At 55.7% G+C, this 15,628-nt stretch carries 16 protein-coding genes; all 16 read right to left on the minus strand.

Features of this window, described 5'->3' with window-relative positions; genetic code table 11:
* Positions 1–4: 4 nt before the first annotated feature.
* A complete protein-coding gene (leuC, locus tag TH30_RS05475) occupies positions 5–1,411 on the minus strand; it encodes a 3-isopropylmalate dehydratase large subunit (RefSeq protein WP_114097204.1) in 1,407 nt (468 codons plus the stop codon).
* 553 nt (positions 1,412–1,964) lie between these two features.
* Positions 1,965–2,369, minus strand: coding sequence for a 50S ribosomal protein L19 (rplS, locus tag TH30_RS05480; RefSeq protein ID WP_068519851.1), 405 nt, complete (start codon positions 2,367–2,369; stop codon positions 1,965–1,967).
* 3 nt (positions 2,370–2,372) lie between these two features.
* Positions 2,373–3,089, minus strand: coding sequence for a tRNA (guanosine(37)-N1)-methyltransferase TrmD (gene trmD, locus TH30_RS05485; RefSeq protein WP_114097067.1), 717 nt, complete (start codon positions 3,087–3,089; stop codon positions 2,373–2,375).
* 3 nt (positions 3,090–3,092) lie between these two features.
* On the minus strand, positions 3,093–3,767 hold the full coding sequence (gene rimM, locus TH30_RS05490; protein ID WP_114097068.1) for a ribosome maturation factor RimM: 675 nt from the start codon (positions 3,765–3,767) through the stop codon (positions 3,093–3,095).
* Positions 3,768–3,815: 48 nt separating this feature from the next.
* A complete protein-coding gene (gene rpsP, locus TH30_RS05495) occupies positions 3,816–4,226 on the minus strand; it encodes a 30S ribosomal protein S16 (RefSeq protein ID WP_114097069.1) in 411 nt (136 codons plus the stop codon).
* A gap of 149 nt (positions 4,227–4,375) precedes the next feature.
* On the minus strand, positions 4,376–5,863 hold the full coding sequence (gene ffh, locus TH30_RS05500) for a signal recognition particle protein (protein WP_114097205.1): 1,488 nt from the start codon (positions 5,861–5,863) through the stop codon (positions 4,376–4,378).
* Positions 5,864–6,107: 244 nt separating this feature from the next.
* Complete coding sequence (panC, locus tag TH30_RS05505; protein WP_114097070.1) at positions 6,108–6,977, minus strand: pantoate--beta-alanine ligase; 870 nt, start codon at positions 6,975–6,977, stop codon at positions 6,108–6,110.
* Between the two features lie 54 nt (positions 6,978–7,031).
* Positions 7,032–7,877: a 3-methyl-2-oxobutanoate hydroxymethyltransferase gene (gene panB / locus TH30_RS05510; protein ID WP_114097071.1), complete on the minus strand. Its 846-nt coding sequence runs from the start codon at positions 7,875–7,877 to the stop codon at positions 7,032–7,034.
* A 214-nt stretch (positions 7,878–8,091) separates the two neighbouring features.
* Complete coding sequence (locus tag TH30_RS05515; protein WP_114097072.1) at positions 8,092–8,790, minus strand: cyclic nucleotide-binding domain-containing protein; 699 nt, start codon at positions 8,788–8,790, stop codon at positions 8,092–8,094.
* Between the two features lie 78 nt (positions 8,791–8,868).
* Positions 8,869–9,057, minus strand: coding sequence for a cbb3-type cytochrome oxidase assembly protein CcoS (gene ccoS / locus TH30_RS05520; protein WP_114097073.1), 189 nt, complete (start codon positions 9,055–9,057; stop codon positions 8,869–8,871).
* A gap of 4 nt (positions 9,058–9,061) precedes the next feature.
* Positions 9,062–11,482 (minus strand): heavy metal translocating P-type ATPase metal-binding domain-containing protein, encoded by a 2,421-nt coding sequence (locus tag TH30_RS05525; protein WP_114097074.1) that lies wholly within the window; start codon positions 11,480–11,482, stop codon positions 9,062–9,064.
* Complete coding sequence (locus TH30_RS05530; protein ID WP_114097075.1) at positions 11,479–11,997, minus strand: FixH family protein; 519 nt, start codon at positions 11,995–11,997, stop codon at positions 11,479–11,481. Before TH30_RS05530 ends, TH30_RS05525 begins: the two co-directional genes overlap by 4 nt.
* A gap of 34 nt (positions 11,998–12,031) precedes the next feature.
* Positions 12,032–13,519 (minus strand): cytochrome c oxidase accessory protein CcoG, encoded by a 1,488-nt coding sequence (gene ccoG / locus TH30_RS05535; RefSeq protein ID WP_258548619.1) that lies wholly within the window; start codon positions 13,517–13,519, stop codon positions 12,032–12,034.
* Positions 13,520–13,829: 310 nt separating this feature from the next.
* Positions 13,830–14,702 carry a cytochrome-c oxidase, cbb3-type subunit III gene (gene ccoP, locus TH30_RS05540; protein WP_114097077.1) on the minus strand — a complete coding sequence of 291 codons (873 nt, stop codon included), beginning with the start codon at positions 14,700–14,702 and terminating at the stop codon, positions 13,830–13,832.
* Between the two features lie 15 nt (positions 14,703–14,717).
* Positions 14,718–14,879, minus strand: a complete 162-nt coding sequence (locus TH30_RS05545) for a cbb3-type cytochrome c oxidase subunit 3 (RefSeq protein WP_114097078.1) — start codon at positions 14,877–14,879, stop codon at positions 14,718–14,720.
* 17 nt (positions 14,880–14,896) lie between these two features.
* Entirely contained in the window at positions 14,897–15,628 is a 732-nt protein-coding gene (gene ccoO, locus TH30_RS05550) for a cytochrome-c oxidase, cbb3-type subunit II (protein WP_114097079.1), read from the minus strand.

The following is a 15,628-nucleotide window of genomic DNA, read 5'->3' on the forward strand; positions in this document are numbered from 1 at the left end:
GTCCTTAACCGAGTTTACGAATGTCGGTCAGATGACCGGTGATAGCAGCAGCTGCTGCCATGGCCGGGCTGACGAGGTGGGTACGACCACCACGGCCCTGACGGCCTTCGAAGTTACGGTTCGAGGTCGAAGCGCAACGCTCGCCCGGTGCCAGACGGTCCGGGTTCATCGCCAGACACATCGAGCAGCCCGGTTCGCGCCAGTCAAAACCGGCTTCGATGAAGATCTCATGCAGACCTTCGGCTTCGGCCTGTTCCTTGACCAGACCTGAACCCGGTACGATCATCGCATTGACCGATGCGGCAACCTTGCGGCCCTTGGCCACTTCGGCAACAGCGCGCAGGTCTTCGATACGACCGTTGGTGCAAGAACCGATAAAGACGCGGTCGATCTTGATTTCCTCGATCGGGGTGCCAGCGGTCAGACCCATATATTCGAGCGAACGCGCGATGGCTTTCTGCTTGCCCGGGTCCTTGGCATCGGTCGGTGCCGGAACAACACCGGTAACCGGTACGACGTCTTCCGGGCTTGTGCCCCAGGTAACCTGCGGGACGATTTCGGTGGCATCAATCTCGACGATCTTGTCGTAATGAGCACCTTCGTCAGACGGCAGGGTCTTCCAGTATTCAACAGCCTGTTCGTATGCGGCACCTTTGGGTGCCATCGGACGGCCCTTGATATATTCAAAGGTTTTCTCGTCCGGTGCGATCAGGCCTGCACGTGCGCCGCCTTCGATCGACATGTTACAAACGGTCATGCGGCCTTCGACCGACAGCGAACGGATTGCCGAGCCGGCATATTCGATGACATAGCCGGTACCGCCAGCGGTGCCGATGCGGCCGATGATGGCAAGAGTGATGTCCTTGGCGGTCACGCCCGGATGCAGATCGCCCTCGACCTTGACCAGCATGTTCTTGGCCGGTTTCTGAACAAGGGTCTGGGTTGCCAGAACATGTTCGACTTCGGACGTGCCGATACCGAATGCCAGCGCACCGAATGCCCCGTGGGTGGAAGTATGTGAATCACCACAAACCATGGTCACACCCGGCAGGGTGAAACCTTCTTCCGGACCGACGATGTGAACGATACCCTGACGCAGGTCGTTCATCGGGAAGTAATGAATGCCGGTGTCGCGGGCGTTCTGGTCAAGGGTTTCAACCTGAATGCGGCTGTCTTCTTCCTTGATGCCCTGGGTACGATCAGACGTCGGAACGTTGTGATCCGGAACCGCAAGGGTCAGCTCGGGATGGCGCACTTTGCGGCCGGAATTGCGAAGACCTTCGAACGCCTGCGGGCTGGTTACTTCGTGGACGAGATGACGGTCAATATAAAGCAGGCAGGTGCCATCATCCTGCGTATCGACCACATGACTTTCCCAAATCTTGTCAAAAAGGGTTTTAGGTTGACCCATCTCGACCTCCTCATAAAACATCGATCTTTTGAGCAGCAACAACCGTCCGTCTGAGTGGTCCGGAGTTTCGCGAAGAAATGTGCGCAAGTCTTGATGCCGGTATCGGCGGGCGGGCTTGGCGGTTTCTCCGGCGCAACCGGTTCGACCCGATTTGCGAAATTTTATTATCCAGAACCACGCGGGTTTGATTGTTTGTGCCGCGGGAGTGCCTTTATACACTCAAGCCTTTAAATCGCAAGGCATGGGGCGCGTGTTTTTCCCGGATTTGCATCCGGAAATTGAATCACAAAAAATACAGCATCCCTGAGTAGCCAAATCACCGGAAATCGATATAGGTTAGGGATATCTGATATAAAAAAAGCTGATCGGAATATGGTATGGTTTCTGCGGGTCAGGATTGCCGGTCCGGATTTTCGGCGATTCGCTATAATGCAATCATAGCGTGTATTTGCCTGTTTCTTTCCCTTGGCACCCTGTCGGAACAGACAAAAGAAAACGGGCCCACCCGAAGGTGAGCCCGTCTTTTCGTCTGACATAGCCAAACGGCGGAGAATTACTTCTTCGCGCGTTCTGCTGCGGTCAGTTTGCCTTTGTGGCCAGTGGTCTGCTCGGCGATACGTGCAGACTTACCGGTACGACCACGCAGGTAGTACAGTTTCGCGCGACGGACGTCACCGCGGCGAACGACTTCGATTTTGTCGATGGCCGGGGAGTACGACTGGAAGATACGCTCAACGCCTTCGCCCGATGCGATTTTACGCACGGTGAAGGAAGAGTTCAGGCCGCGGTTCTTCTTGGCGATGCAAACGCCTTCGAACTGCTGGATACGCTCACGGGTACCTTCAACGACTTTCAGGTGTACACGAACGGTATCACCGGCGTCGAATTCCGGAACTTCGCGCTGCGCAACGATTTTGTCGAGCTGCTCATTCTCGAGCTGCTGGATGATGTTGGTCATGGTTTAACCCTCTTTGATGTTCCCGTTTGCGACATACTGGTCCCAAAGGTCCGGGCGTCGCTCACGAGTAATTTCTTCTGCCTGTGCATGCCGCCAGGCTTGTACCTTGGCATGATGTCCGGAAAGCAAGATCTCCGGCACGTCACGCCCGTTCCAATTGGCCGGGCGCGTGTAATGCGGATATTCAAGCAACCCGGTTTCAAAGCTTTCCTCGTCGACGGATTCAGTCTTGTTGACTGTTCCCTCGATGAGGCGAATGCACGATTCAATCAGGACCATGGCCGGCAGTTCGCCGCCCATGAGGATGTAATCACCGATGCTGATTTCCTCGGCCTGATGTTCATCCAGAACCCGCTGGTCGATACCTTCGTAACGACCGCAAAGCAGGATGGCACCAGGACCTGCTGCCAGTTCACGGCAACGTTTCTGGTTCAGCACTTTTCCCCGCGGGCTGAGGTAAATCAGCGGCAAGTTCGGTGCATCTGCACGCAACTCACGCAGGGCGGCGTCGACAATATCCGGGCGCATGACCATACCGGCCCCGCCCCCGAAGGGATTGTCGTCTACAGTGCGGTGGCGGTCGGTTGCATGATCGCGGATGTCTTTGACATCAAGCGACCAGATCCCGTTCTCAAGCGCACGGCCAGCCAGAGACTGTCCAAGCACGCCCGGAAACATTTCCGGGAACAGGGTTGCAACTTTTGCCTGCCACACAGACATCGATCAGGCCTCCTTCCCGCTGCCGGTCGCGGTTTCCGCGCCTACTGCATCGGCAGTGACGGCATCAGAATCGCGGTCGGCCTGAGAGTCCTTGCGGGGTTTGTTGGGACGACGGCTGCGATTGCCGGGTCCTTCCTCGTCCTGCAGTAGCCCCTCGGGCGGATTTACCACCAGCTTGCGTTCCGAAAGAACCACATCGGGAACAACTTCCCTGGTAAACGGAAGCACGACAACCTTGCCCCGGACTTCTTCGAGCGCGACTTCGATTACGTCGCCAGCGCCAAAATCAGCCACACCACGCACGGTTCCGAACAGCGATCCATCAATGTGGAAGGCTTTCAGACCGACAAGGTCAGCAAGATAGAATTCGTCGTCATCTTCCGTTTCGGGCAGTGCCGTCCGCGGTACATGAAGCTTGGTTCCCCGCAGCCGTTCGGCGGCGTCCCGGTCGTCCACACCTTCGATCTTGGCGATCAGCTGGTCGCGGACATGTCCAACGGGCGAGAGCTTGTATTTCACATGCCCTTTTGCGTCGAACAACGGGCCGTAACCGACAAGGTTATCCGGGTCGACGGTATAGCTTTTGACGCGCACGGCACCACGCACCCCGTGCGGGGCGGTGATCATGCCGACGCAGACATAAGCTTCGTCGTTTTTGGATTTGCGGGTATCAGCCATTTCGGTTCACAAGTTTCCGGTATCTGATCAAAGCGTGCTTTCAGCGAATTACTCGCCTGCAGCTTCTTCAGCAGGTGCTGCTGCTTCGGCAGCGGCTTCCGCAGCAGCGGCAGCAGCAGCTTCAGCTTTTTCAGCTTTCTCACGAAGACGTTCCTGAGCTTTCGCTTTCGGAGCAGACTTCTGCGGCTGTTCGGTCGGTTTGAACGCATCAGCCAGGCCAGCTTTGCCCAGGAAACGTGCAACACGATCGGTCGGCTGTGCGCCAACAGACAGCCAATATTTAATGCGTTCTTCTTTGAAGGTAACGCGATTGCCAGCATCCTTCGGGAGCATCGGATCATAGGTACCGACTTTCTCGATGAAGCTGCCGTCACGCGGAGCGCGGGCGTCAGCAACTACGATACGGTAGTACGGACGCTTTTTGGCACCGCCACGGGAAAGACGAATCTTGACAGCCATTCGGATAAGTTCCTTTCAGCTTGGGTTTGTAGTCTTAAATCAGGACCCCTTGGGGCCTATTCGCTTAGTCTTGTAGTCATCCGGCCTTGTGGGCCGTTTCGGTTCCTAAGAGGAATTCTTGAGAACCCGTTTAAGAACCTGGGATCTGGCTATTTCTTTTTGCCAAACCCCGGGAATCCCGGAGGCAGGCCACCGCCGCCTCCCAATCCCGGCAGACCGGGCGGCAAGCCGCCTGCACCACCGGGGAAACCTTTTGGCAGATTGCCAAGGTCTGGCATATCGCCGCCCTCTAGCATCGCCGGATCCATTTTCGGCATACCGCCAAACAGACCCTTTTTACCCATCTTGCCCATCTTTTTGATCATGGTGGACATGGTCTGGTATTGTTTGAGCAGCTTGTTCACATCCTGAACGCTGAGCCCGCAACCCGCAGCAATACGCTTTTTGCGCGATGCCTTGATCAGGGCCGGGTTTTCACGTTCCTTCGGCGTCATCGACAGGATGATCGCTTCCTGATGTGTCAGAAGTTTCGGATCAAGCTTGGTCTGCGACATCTGTTTTTTCAGCGCGCCCATGCCCGGCAGCATCCCCATGATGCCGGAAAGATCACCCATCTTCTGAAGCTGCTTGAGCTGTGCGAGAAGATCGTTCAGGTCGAACTGACCCTTACGCAGCTTCTTCGCCATTTTCTCGGCGTCTTCGGCCTTGATCGTTTCAGCCGCCTTCTCAACAAGGCTGACAACGTCGCCCATGCCCAGAATACGGTTGGCAATACGATCCGGATGGAAGGCTTCCATCTCGTCGATTTTCTCGCCGACACCGATCATCTTGATCGGGCAGCCGGTGATCTGACGCATCGACAGGGCCGCACCACCACGTGCATCACCGTCAATACGGGTCAGAACGATACCGGTGATACCGACCTTGTCGGCAAATTCCTTGGCCACATTGACCGAGTCCTGACCGGTCATCGCATCGGTGACCAGAAGGGTCTCGACCGGGTTGACTGCATCGCGGATCTGGGCGACTTCGCTCATCAGTTCCATGTCGATATGCAGACGGCCGGCGGTATCAAGGATGACCGCGTCATAGCCTTCCTTGCGACCGGTATCCATCGCGCGCTTGGCAATTGAAACCGGCTTTTCACCCAGAACGATCGGCAGAACGCCAAGACCGTTATCGTCGGCCAGAATTTTCAGCTGCTGCTGTGCGGCCGGACGATAGATATCGAGCGACGCCAGAAGAACTTTCTTGTTGCGCTTCTTGGTCAGGTGCAGCGCGATCTTGGCAGAACTGGTGGTCTTACCCGAACCCTGAAGACCAACCATCAGGATCGGAACCGGCGGGGTGGCGGCAAGATTGATGTCTTCGCCTTCGCCCAGCATGTTTTTCAGTTCGTCATGGACGATCTTGACGACCATCTGGCCCGGGGTGACCGAGCGCAGAACGTCCTGACCAACCGCACGTTCGGTGGCATTGGAAATAAAGGTTTTGACGACCGGCAGCGCAACGTCAGCCTCAAGCAGGGCGACGCGTACTTCGCGCATGGCTTCCTTGACGTCGGATTCCTTCAGCGCGCCACGTTTGCGCAGCTTATCGAGAACTCCGCCAAGGCGATCGCTTAGTCCTTCAAACATTCCAAATCCCGTCTGTGTTGCCGGTGTTTCCACCGAGTACGCACAAAAAACTAAAACCCAGTGCTCGAAAACTCGAGGACTGGGGGAGTCACCCCTTGGGCGACCGTTGGTGAGGAGGGTTTATTGGATCGGGTGTAAGGAGTCAAGCGCAATCGGGCGCAAAAGCGCGATGTTCTGCGCTTTTCGAGTCAATTCGTACCCAATCGCTGATTCTGATGAGAGCAAGGTGGTCCCAACCAGATGTTTAGGCCGCGGAACCACCCGGAATAATCGCATGATTATCAATCAGGCGTGCCTTGCCAAGACGGGCGGCAACAAAGATGCGTGCCGGCTTCTTGACGGTATCATTCATCAGTTCCAGTGTTTCCGCGTCCCGGACTTCAAGATAGTCAATCGGTGCAAAGCCCGCAGCAAGGATATCTTCGCGCCCCTTGGCAAGAAGCGGGGCAAGGGCGGCACCCTTTGCCGCCTGTGCGGTAATGTCGGCCAGAACCCGGTTCAGGGTCGGGGCGACAGCACGTTCGTCGGGCAACAGATACCGGTTGCGCGACGACATGGCCAGGCCATCCTCTTCGCGCAGGATTTTGGCGCCAATGATGTCGACCGGGATGTTGAGATCGGCTGCGAACCGGCGGATGACCATCAGTTGCTGATAGTCTTTTTGGCCGAAAATTGCGCAATCAGGCAGGGATTGCAGCAGCAGTTTGGTGACGATCTGCGCGACCCCGTCAAAGTGACCGGGACGGGATGCGCCGCAAAGCACATTGGTCATGGCACCATCGACGCTGACCTTGGTGGCAAAGCCGTCGGGATACATTTCATCGACCGAGGGGGCAAAGCAAAGCTCGACCCCGGCAGCATCAAGAAGCTTCTGATCGTCAGGCAGGGTGCGGGGATAGGCCCCGAAATCCTCGTTCGGTCCGAACTGGGTCGGATTGACGAAAATCGACACGATCACGCGATCCGCATGTTCACGGGCAAGGTGCGTCAGGCTGATATGGCCATCATGCAGCGCGCCCATGGTTGGAACCAAGGCAACACGCAGGCCTTGTGCGCGCCAGTCGGCAACAGTCGCGCGCAAATCTGCGACGGTGTGAACAGTCGTAAGGGACATCGTGATCGTCGTATCGAAATTTCAAGAAATCGCGGCGGTCAGAACCAATGGTTCTCAGACCGCGCGCAACTTACCCTTATTGGGGACACCAAAGCAATGTTCATCCGCCGGGAACTGACGGTTGCGCACTTCGCTGGCATAGGTGCCAACAGCTTCGGAGATTGCATCCCCGAGATTGGCATAGCGTTTGACGAATTTCGGTGTGAAATCGGAAAACAGGCCAAGAATGTCCTCGGTCACAAGCACCTGACCATCGCAGGCCACCGATGCACCAATCCCGATGGTCGGAATATCAATGGTTTCGGTAATACGGCGAGCAACTGCTTCAACCGTGCCTTCGATCACGACGGAAAAGGCACCGGCCTTCGCAACCGCGATGGCGTCATTGACGACCTTTTCTGCAGCCTCATCACCACGACCCTGGCTTTTGAAGCCACCCATCGTGTTGACCTGCTGGGGCATCAGGCCGATATGGGCCATGACGGGAACGCCGCGCTGGCTTAGGAATGCGATGGTTTCGGCAAGCTCGGCACCGCCTTCGAGTTTGACGGCAGCGCAGCCGGTCTCGGCCAGAATGCGCGATGCCGTACGGAAGGCCTGTTCCTTGGATTCCTGATAGCTGCCGAACGGCAGGTCAACGACAACGCAGGCATTTTTCGAGCCGCGCATAACCGCCTTGCCATGATTGATCATCATATCGACAGTCACAGCAAGCGTGCTGTCCATGCCATAAACAACCATGCCCAATGAATCGCCGACCAGCAAAAGGTCGCAATGTTCATCAAGACGCTGAGCCATCGGCATGGTGTAAGCGGTCAGGCAGACAATGGGTTCAGAACCCTTGCGGGCACGAAGTTCAGGGACGGAGGTCCGGCCCATCTTTTTAGTGGTGGCACTCATGACGTTTCTCCCCCGGTTCGACCGGAATTGGCTGCCCGATCTGTGTCGAGCGTGCCGTCATGTTTACAATATGATGACGGTATTCGGGAAATATTTTTTCGCAATCGCGAAATAAGCAATTCGGCCAATAGTTTATCAATTGGCCGAATTCATGCTTCGTCCGTATCTGAATTCAGGCACGTTAAGGGTCTTTTTGTGCAACTGCACAAGAAACTCAGAGGCCTTCGGCAAGGTCTTCGAGCATATCAAGACCGACGGCCTCGATATGGCGGTTATCCTTGAGCGAAATCGTTGCTTCCTTGCGCAATTGCGTCAGGGTGCGCGACACGGTTTCAATGGTCAGGCCCAGATAATCGGCAATGTCGGACCGGCTCATCGGGACATTGATCATATCGGTGTTTTCACCGCGATGTTCCTGACGGCGGGCCAGCATCAGCAAGAAGGATGCGACCTTTTCCTTGGCGGTCTTGCGACCAAGCAACAGCATCTGATCCTGGGCGGCGGCGAGTTCGTCCACAGCCATGCCCAGCATGCGTTTTTCCAGATGCGGGAACTGATCAAACAGTTTTTCAAGCTTGGTCCGCGGGAAACGGCAGGCCGTTACCGGTTCAATCGCCTCGGCGGTGTAGCTGTAATTCGCATTAAGCGCCAATCCCAGAAAATCACCTGCAAACAGGAAACCGGTGATCTGGCGGCGACCATCACCCAGCAATTTATAGAGCTTCACAGAGCCGGACGTGACGTTGAAAACGTAGTCGGCTTCCTCTGCTTCGTGGAAGATGGTGCTGTGCGAATCAAACTGGACGTGGGTCAGCAGTTGGCGCAACTGATCATGTTCAGCCCCGTGCAATGACGAGCAAAAGGTCAAGTCCTTGATAGAACAGGCTTCGCAAAGTTGGGGGCGGACTGCCATCGCAGACTCCGATGCTGGTGAGTCGAGACATTATATCGGGTTAATCTATGCGAACAGATAGGTGTGTTTCAAGCTATTCTAACTATCATTTTTTTTGAGTTTCTTGGATTTGTGCGCCAGCGCTTCATCATCGTCGTCAAACAGGATGCGATTGGCAGCCCCTTCCATATCATCAAACTGCCCCGAACGCAGCGACCAAAGGAACGCACCAAGGCCCAAAAGCCCCAGAAACAAAGCGATCGGGATCAGAAGAAGAAGGTTGCTCATGCCATTAGGCTCCTGCCTGTTGGGATGTTTGCGGGTGTACCTTGAACCCATGGTCATCTGGTTTGGACGATTTTGCATGCAGGCGCAAGGCATTGGCAATCACGATCAGTGAAGACGACGACATGGCGATTGCGGCAATCAATGGCGTGACAAATCCCGAAACCGCCAGCGGAATCGTGATCAGGTTATAGGCAAAGGACAGGGCAAAGTTCTGTCGGACCAGACGGTCAGCCTTACGCGCGACATCAATGGCCTCGATCACCGCACCCAGTCGGTCCCCCTGAAAGACAATATCTGCGGCATTTTGCGAAATCTCGGCCGCAGTAGCTGGGGACATAGAGGCATGGGCACAGGCAAGGGCCGGGGCATCATTGATGCCATCGCCAACCATAAGGTCATGTTTGCCGTGATCGGCACGGGCCTGAACAAAGGCGGCTTTGTCGGTTGGTGACATACGGGCATGCCAGTCCCGCAGGCCAAGTGTTTCGGCCAGCTGGCGCACCGTGGTGCTGCGATCCCCCGAAAGCAATGTCATATCAAACCCGCGCGCACGCAGGGTTTCAATCACGCTATCGGCATCATTGCGTGGTGTATCGCGGAAAACAAAGCGTGCGGGTGATTTCCCCGGTTCGGCAAGCCACAATTCCGGGCCGGCAATATCGGATGGCAAATCGGCATTTTCGGCAATGTTGCAAAATGTCCGGCTCCCCAGCAGGACCGGTCCCGACGGGCCTTGCGCGGTCAGGCCAAGGCCGGGCTGTTCGGTCACATTTGGACAAGGTGTTACATTGCCAGCAGCGCGGACCAGTGCACGTGACAGGGGATGGTTGCTGTTCGCGGCAATCTGGGCGGCAAGTTCCAGTGCATCCGGATCGGTCTGGCTGACGAGTTCGGGTTTGCCGGTGGTAAGCGTCCCGGTCTTGTCAAAGATGATGCCGGTGATCTTGGTCAGGCGTTCAAGGGCGGTTGCCGATTTGACAAGAATACCCGCACGCAGCAATCGACCGGTTGCAATGACCTGAACCACAGGAACGGCAAGGGCAAGCGCACAGGGACAGGTAATGATCAGAACCGCAATCGCGTTCATCAGGGCATCCTGCCAAGGCAGGCCGCCAATCAGCCACCATCCGGCAAAGGTCGCCAATGACAGAAAATGAACCACCGGTGCATAGGATTTGGCAACCCGGTCGGCAATGGCGACATATTTCGCACGCCCCTGTTCGGCATTTTCCATCAGCCGGACAATCTCGGACAGCAAGGTATTGCCACCGGTTGCTGTGACACGAATACGCAATGGTGCGGAAATGTTGGTGGTGCCCGCAAACACCGTTTTACCCGGCCGGGTCAGAACAGGGATGCTTTCGCCAGTAATGACACTGGTGTCGATATCGGACTGGCCGTCGATGACTTCGCCGTCGATGCCGATGCGTTCGCCGGCTGCGGCCAGAACAACCATACCCGGTTCGGCCTTGTGCGGGGCAATCAGACGTCGCGTACCATCATCATCAATCACGGTGATGGACCGGGCATTAAGAGATAACAGATGTTCGGCGGCGGACCGGGCCTGTCCACGGGCGCGACCATCAAGATACCGCCCGATCAGCAGGAAGAACAAAAGCGTGATGGCACTATCGAAATAGGCATGCGGTTCGCTTCGGATGGTTTGGGCAAGGCTCATGCCCAGTGCAAGGATCACTCCAAGGCTGATCGGCACATCCATATTGACCCGGCGATTGCGGATCGCCCCGATTGCAGAACGGTAAAACGGCATGCCTGCATAGGCGGCAGCCGGAAGTGCAATTAACGCGGACAACCAGTGAAACAGGTCGCGGGTGGCCCCGCCCATGCCCTGAAAATATCCGGCCCATACCGAAACCGACAGCAACATCACATTGCCTGCTGCAAACCCGGCAACGGCAAGACAACGCAGCAATTCCTTGTTGCGTGACACTGTTGCCTGTTCAAGGGCGGCCGGGTCAAACGGAATCAGGCGATAGCCCATCTGAAGAACCGGGGCGACGATGGCACCGATATCGGATTTGTCGCCCTGCCAGCTCAGTCGCAGGCGCCGGGTTGTCATATTGACCCGCGCCTTGATCACGGCCTCGTTGCGTTGAAGCAGGGTTTCAATCAGCCAAACACAGGCCGCACAATGAATGCCGTCAACCATCAGGTTCAGATGATGGGTACCTTCATTATCGGTGCTGGTCAGTTCGGTAAAATCTAAACTGCCAACGGGTTCCTCGTCCGGGCGAAGAGCGCGGATTTTCGGATCGATTGCACGGCGTTTGTAATAGGAAGACAACCCCAATTCGCCAAGAAGCTCATAAGCCCCTGCACAGCCAGAACAGCAAAAATCAGGACCGGCCGGTGACGCGGCGGTCACCGGTTCCTGACAATGACGGCAAAGGGCGGTTTGGGTCATGGATTGATGACGACGTTCTCAAGCATCTGGTAGTCATCACCCATCGCATGGGCAATGGTCCGAACTTGCCAGCGACCATAAACCGGGATTTCTACGCTTGCGCGATATTCGCCCGGTGCGATTTCAGCCAAGGGTACGGTCTGGTCCAAATCGTCGCGATCCTGACGGGTCATGACCACCGACATCCTGGCCCCGCTGATCGGCCGGGATTCCTTGTCACGGAAAAGGACTGTGACGGTACCCGCCTGATTGATGACGCCACCAACGGTCAGTTTGCTCCGCCAGCCAAGTTCGCTCTGACGGGCTGCGCCGGAAATGGCGGCATTGTAATTGTTGCCTTCTTCAAAGGCATGCTTGGTCACAAGTCCGTTCCAGCTGGTCATTGAAAAGGTGATCAGCGAGATATTGGCAATCAGCATGACGGCAAAGCCGCCAACAAAATACCATGGGATCCAGCGGTCCGACTTGCGCGGGCCATTCCGGGTGGAAGAAGGCGTGGTCATATGCGTTGCCATTGCGTGTCTTTCCTGTGCCAAAGCATTTGCACGATCAGTGGCCGGTTTTGGGGCCAGCGAATACTGTATCATATGTTTCCGAATTTCCGGTTTCCTGATCGGTCACGGTGAATTCAAACGGTGTGGCCTCGCCGTCAAGGGCTGACGGGCTCGCAGCAAGAAACACACGGAAACTGCCGACCCGGTCAGGGGCGACTTCAAGATCGAAAGTGCCCTGCTGATTGGGTGTCTGACCAATGACCTGGAAATCAGATACATCAAGGCCGGTCACGGTCAACCGATAGGTTTTGGTGGCCTGTTCCTTGTTCAGCACTTTGACGGTATAGCCGTTGCGAACGTCGCCATCAGACAAGGGTACATAAAGCGGGTTGCGGTCACGCAGAACATTGAGTTCAAGAATCGAGCGGTTCAGTAACCCGAAGGCCATCACCGATGCGACCAGAACCAGAATGATCGTATAGAAAATGGTACGCGGGCGAATGATGCGAACGCGGGTGGCTTTGCCCTGGGCGCGAAGCTGGGTGTTCTGAACCGAGTCAAACCGCACCAGATCACGCGGGAACCCGACCTTGTCCATGATGTCGTTACAGGCATCAATACACAGGCCGCAGCCGATGCATTCCATCTGCAAACCGTCGCGGATATCAATACCTGTCGGGCAGACATTGACACAGGCATGGCAGTCAACGCAGTGGCCTGTCTCGGGAACTTCCCCGCGGGTCAGGTTTTTACGCTTGAGCGGGCCACGGGTTTCACCGCGCCATCCTTCATACGTGACGATCATGCTTTCATCATCAAGCATCGCGGACTGGAAACGCGGCCAGGGGCACATATAGGTGCAAACCTGTTCGCGGGCCCAACCGGCAAGAAGATAGGTCGAGCCGGTCAAAAACGCGATGGTGACATAAACGCCAAGGCTTGCCTGACCGGTAAAGACGTCGGTGATCACGGTCGGGGCATCGTTGAAATAAAGAACAAAGGCACCACCGGTTGCCATGGCAATGGCAATCCAGGCCAGATGGGTTGCGCCGATTTTCCAGAGTTTTTCGAACGTCCATTTTGACTGATCAAGACGCATGCGCGCATTGCGGTCACCCTGAATGTAACGTTCGACCAGCATGAAAAGGTCGGTCCAGACGGTTTGCGGACAGCCATATCCGCACCAGATACGTCCGAACAGGGATGTTGCCAAGAACAGCCCGATGGCGGCCATGATCAGAATGCCGGTGATGTAATAGACTTCCTGCGGCCAGATTTCGATGAAGAAGAAATAGGCACGGCCAAGATCCATGTCGATCAGCACAGCCTGATCCGGGGCACTCGGACCACGATCCCAGCGGATCCAGGGGATCAGCCAATAAATTGCCAGCAAGGTGACCAGTGCAAACCATTTCAGGTTTCTGAACCGGCCGGAGACGCGTTTCGGATAGACCTTGTCGCGTGTTTTATAAAGCGGTTGATCGCGATCATCGTCTTCAGGGACTGAGACCGGTTCTGCATCGGGATGCGGCAAGCTGGACATGGCCATATTCGCTACCTGTTTAATGCTCCCTGCCGTGCTGACTGCGATGGTTTTGCGGGATATCGCCAGTCGGAGCAAACGGCCAGACTGTCAGAAAAGAAAAGTGAATTTCCGGACAGCGTTTCGGGGCAGGCTTTCATTATTCAAATCTAAGCCTGAAAATACGAAAAGTCCGGCATAGTCACCATGATACATGTCAATTTGCGACGTGATCATCATCGGAAAACTGTGCCGGACATATCGTTATGGACAATCAGGTCCAATGATAAAGGGCCAATGATTGAAAACCATTGGCCCTTAAATATCTGCCTTACTGGCCGCCGCCCAGTGAGTGGACATAAACCGTCAGCATCTTGATGGTTTCTTCGTCAAGACGCCCTTCCCATGCGGGCATGACGCCGCGACGAGAATTGGTTACGGTTTCGGTGATGGTGGCCTTGTCGCCGCCATACAGCCAGATCGCATCGGTCAGGTTCGGAGCACCAAGTTCCTGAATGCCTTTGGCATCATCACCATGGCAAGATGCGCAGTTTTCTTCGAAGACAACGGCACCGCGACGGGCAGCTGCACTGTCGGTCGCACTGTTGGTCAAGTTCAGAACATATTGAACAACATCGTCAATCTGATCCCGTTCAAGCAGTTCGTCACGTCCGAAGGCCGGCATGTCATTGATGCGGGTGTCTTCATTGGCGTCCCAGCGGACACCAACATGGATGGTTTCGTTGATCGCTTCAAGCGAGCCACCCCAAAGCCAGGCATCATCCTGAAGGGACGGGAAGCCCGGATTGCCCGAACCACCCGTGCCGTGACACGGTGCGCAGTTGTCAGCAAAGATTGCCTTGCCGCCTGCCATGGAGAAATTCAGGAGTTCGGCGTCATTGACGACTTCCGAAACATCCAGTGCTGCAAGGCGTTCCATGTATGGTGCGCGCTCTGCGGCAACATTGTTCATGGTTTCATGCAGCTGGGTACGGTTGGTGGTACCAAACATCCCCTTGAGATAGTCGTTGGCGGTCGGCCAGGACGGGTAAACCACCCAGTAACCGATCGACCAGATGACGGTGACCCAGAAGACATAGACCCACCATGATGGCAAAGGTGTATTGAGCTCCTTGATGCCATCCCATTCGTGGCCGGTGGTCTCACGCCCGGACACTTGATCTTTCTCGACTTTTGTCGACATTGCTCAGTTCTCCCCTTAATCCTGATCCTGCAACGGAATTCGGGCGTGTGCTTCCATGTCCTGATTGCGCTTTTTGCTTGGCCACATGACCCAGGCAATAATCGCGCTGAACAATAGCATCAGCCACAAACCCCATAGCGGGCGGAAAAAGTCAGCGAGTTGCGTAAAGAATTCCATGACGTTCCCCTTTGCGACTAGCGCAGGTTCATCTGCGGATTGTAGGTGGTGAAGTCGACCATCCGGCCCAGCACCTGCAGATACGCAATCAACGCATCCATTTCGGTAAGCTGTTCAGGTTTGCCGTCAAAATCACCCGTTGCCGCATTCGGGTAACGTGCAAGGAAGTCATCGTCATAGGCCGCATCCTCGCTGGCCTGCAGGTAAAGGTCTGCCTTGGCGGCCTCGATCATCTCGTCGGTATAGGGAACCCCAACCATTTTGAGAGTTTCGAGATGGGCCTGGGCATCGTCAAAGTTCAGTTTGCGTTCAGCAAGGAACGGATAACCCGGCATGATCGATTCCGGCACAACAGCGCGCGGGTCAACCATATGGGCGACGTGCCAGGCGTTGGAATATTTGCCGCCAACACGCGCCAGATCCGGACCGGTACGTTTCGAACCCCACTGGAACGGATGGTCATACATCGATTCCGCAGCAAGGCTGTAATGGCCATAACGTTCGACCTCGTCACGGAACGGACGGATCTGCTGGGAATGGCAGTTATAGCAGCCTTCGCGGATATAGATGTTACGACCGGCCTGTTCGAGCGGCGAATAGGGACGTACCCCCTGAACCTTCTCAATGGTCTGTTCCATCGTGAACAAAGGCACGATTTCAACAATACCACCGATAATGATGGTCAGGAAAATGCCGAGGATCAGAACAAAGACGTTCTTTTCAACGATATGGTGTTTTTTAAGAAGCAT

Source organism: Thalassospira profundimaris (assembly GCF_003326795.1).
Lineage (GTDB): Bacteria > Pseudomonadota > Alphaproteobacteria > Rhodospirillales > Thalassospiraceae > Thalassospira > Thalassospira profundimaris_C.

What these genes read in the sequence shown, in the direction of transcription:
- ccoG (WP_258548619.1), bottom strand. Translation starts at nt 13,519, where the DNA reads ATGTCCAGCTTGCCGCATCCCGATGCAGAACCGGTCTCAGTCCCTGAA.
- rplS (WP_068519851.1), bottom strand. Translation starts at nt 2,369, where the DNA reads ATGACCAACATCATCCAGCAGCTCGAGAATGAGCAGCTCGACAAAATC.
- rpsP (WP_114097069.1), bottom strand. Translation starts at nt 4,226, where the DNA reads ATGGCTGTCAAGATTCGTCTTTCCCGTGGCGGTGCCAAAAAGCGTCCG.
- ccoP (WP_114097077.1), bottom strand. Translation starts at nt 14,702, where the DNA reads ATGTCGACAAAAGTCGAGAAAGATCAAGTGTCCGGGCGTGAGACCACC.
- ccoS (WP_114097073.1), bottom strand. Translation starts at nt 9,057, where the DNA reads ATGAGCAACCTTCTTCTTCTGATCCCGATCGCTTTGTTTCTGGGGCTT.
- TH30_RS05515 (WP_114097072.1), bottom strand. Translation starts at nt 8,790, where the DNA reads ATGGCAGTCCGCCCCCAACTTTGCGAAGCCTGTTCTATCAAGGACTTG.
- leuC (WP_114097204.1), bottom strand. Translation starts at nt 1,411, where the DNA reads ATGGGTCAACCTAAAACCCTTTTTGACAAGATTTGGGAAAGTCATGTG.
- panB (WP_114097071.1), bottom strand. Translation starts at nt 7,877, where the DNA reads ATGAGTGCCACCACTAAAAAGATGGGCCGGACCTCCGTCCCTGAACTT.
- rimM (WP_114097068.1), bottom strand. Translation starts at nt 3,767, where the DNA reads ATGGCTGATACCCGCAAATCCAAAAACGACGAAGCTTATGTCTGCGTC.
- trmD (WP_114097067.1), bottom strand. Translation starts at nt 3,089, where the DNA reads ATGTCTGTGTGGCAGGCAAAAGTTGCAACCCTGTTCCCGGAAATGTTT.
- TH30_RS05525 (WP_114097074.1), bottom strand. Translation starts at nt 11,482, where the DNA reads ATGACCCAAACCGCCCTTTGCCGTCATTGTCAGGAACCGGTGACCGCC.
- TH30_RS05530 (WP_114097075.1), bottom strand. Translation starts at nt 11,997, where the DNA reads ATGGCAACGCATATGACCACGCCTTCTTCCACCCGGAATGGCCCGCGC.
- TH30_RS05545 (WP_114097078.1), bottom strand. Translation starts at nt 14,879, where the DNA reads ATGGAATTCTTTACGCAACTCGCTGACTTTTTCCGCCCGCTATGGGGT.
- ccoO (WP_114097079.1), bottom strand. Translation starts at nt 15,628, where the DNA reads ATGCTTCTTAAAAAACACCATATCGTTGAAAAGAACGTCTTTGTTCTG.
- ffh (WP_114097205.1), bottom strand. Translation starts at nt 5,863, where the DNA reads ATGTTTGAAGGACTAAGCGATCGCCTTGGCGGAGTTCTCGATAAGCTG.
- panC (WP_114097070.1), bottom strand. Translation starts at nt 6,977, where the DNA reads ATGTCCCTTACGACTGTTCACACCGTCGCAGATTTGCGCGCGACTGTT.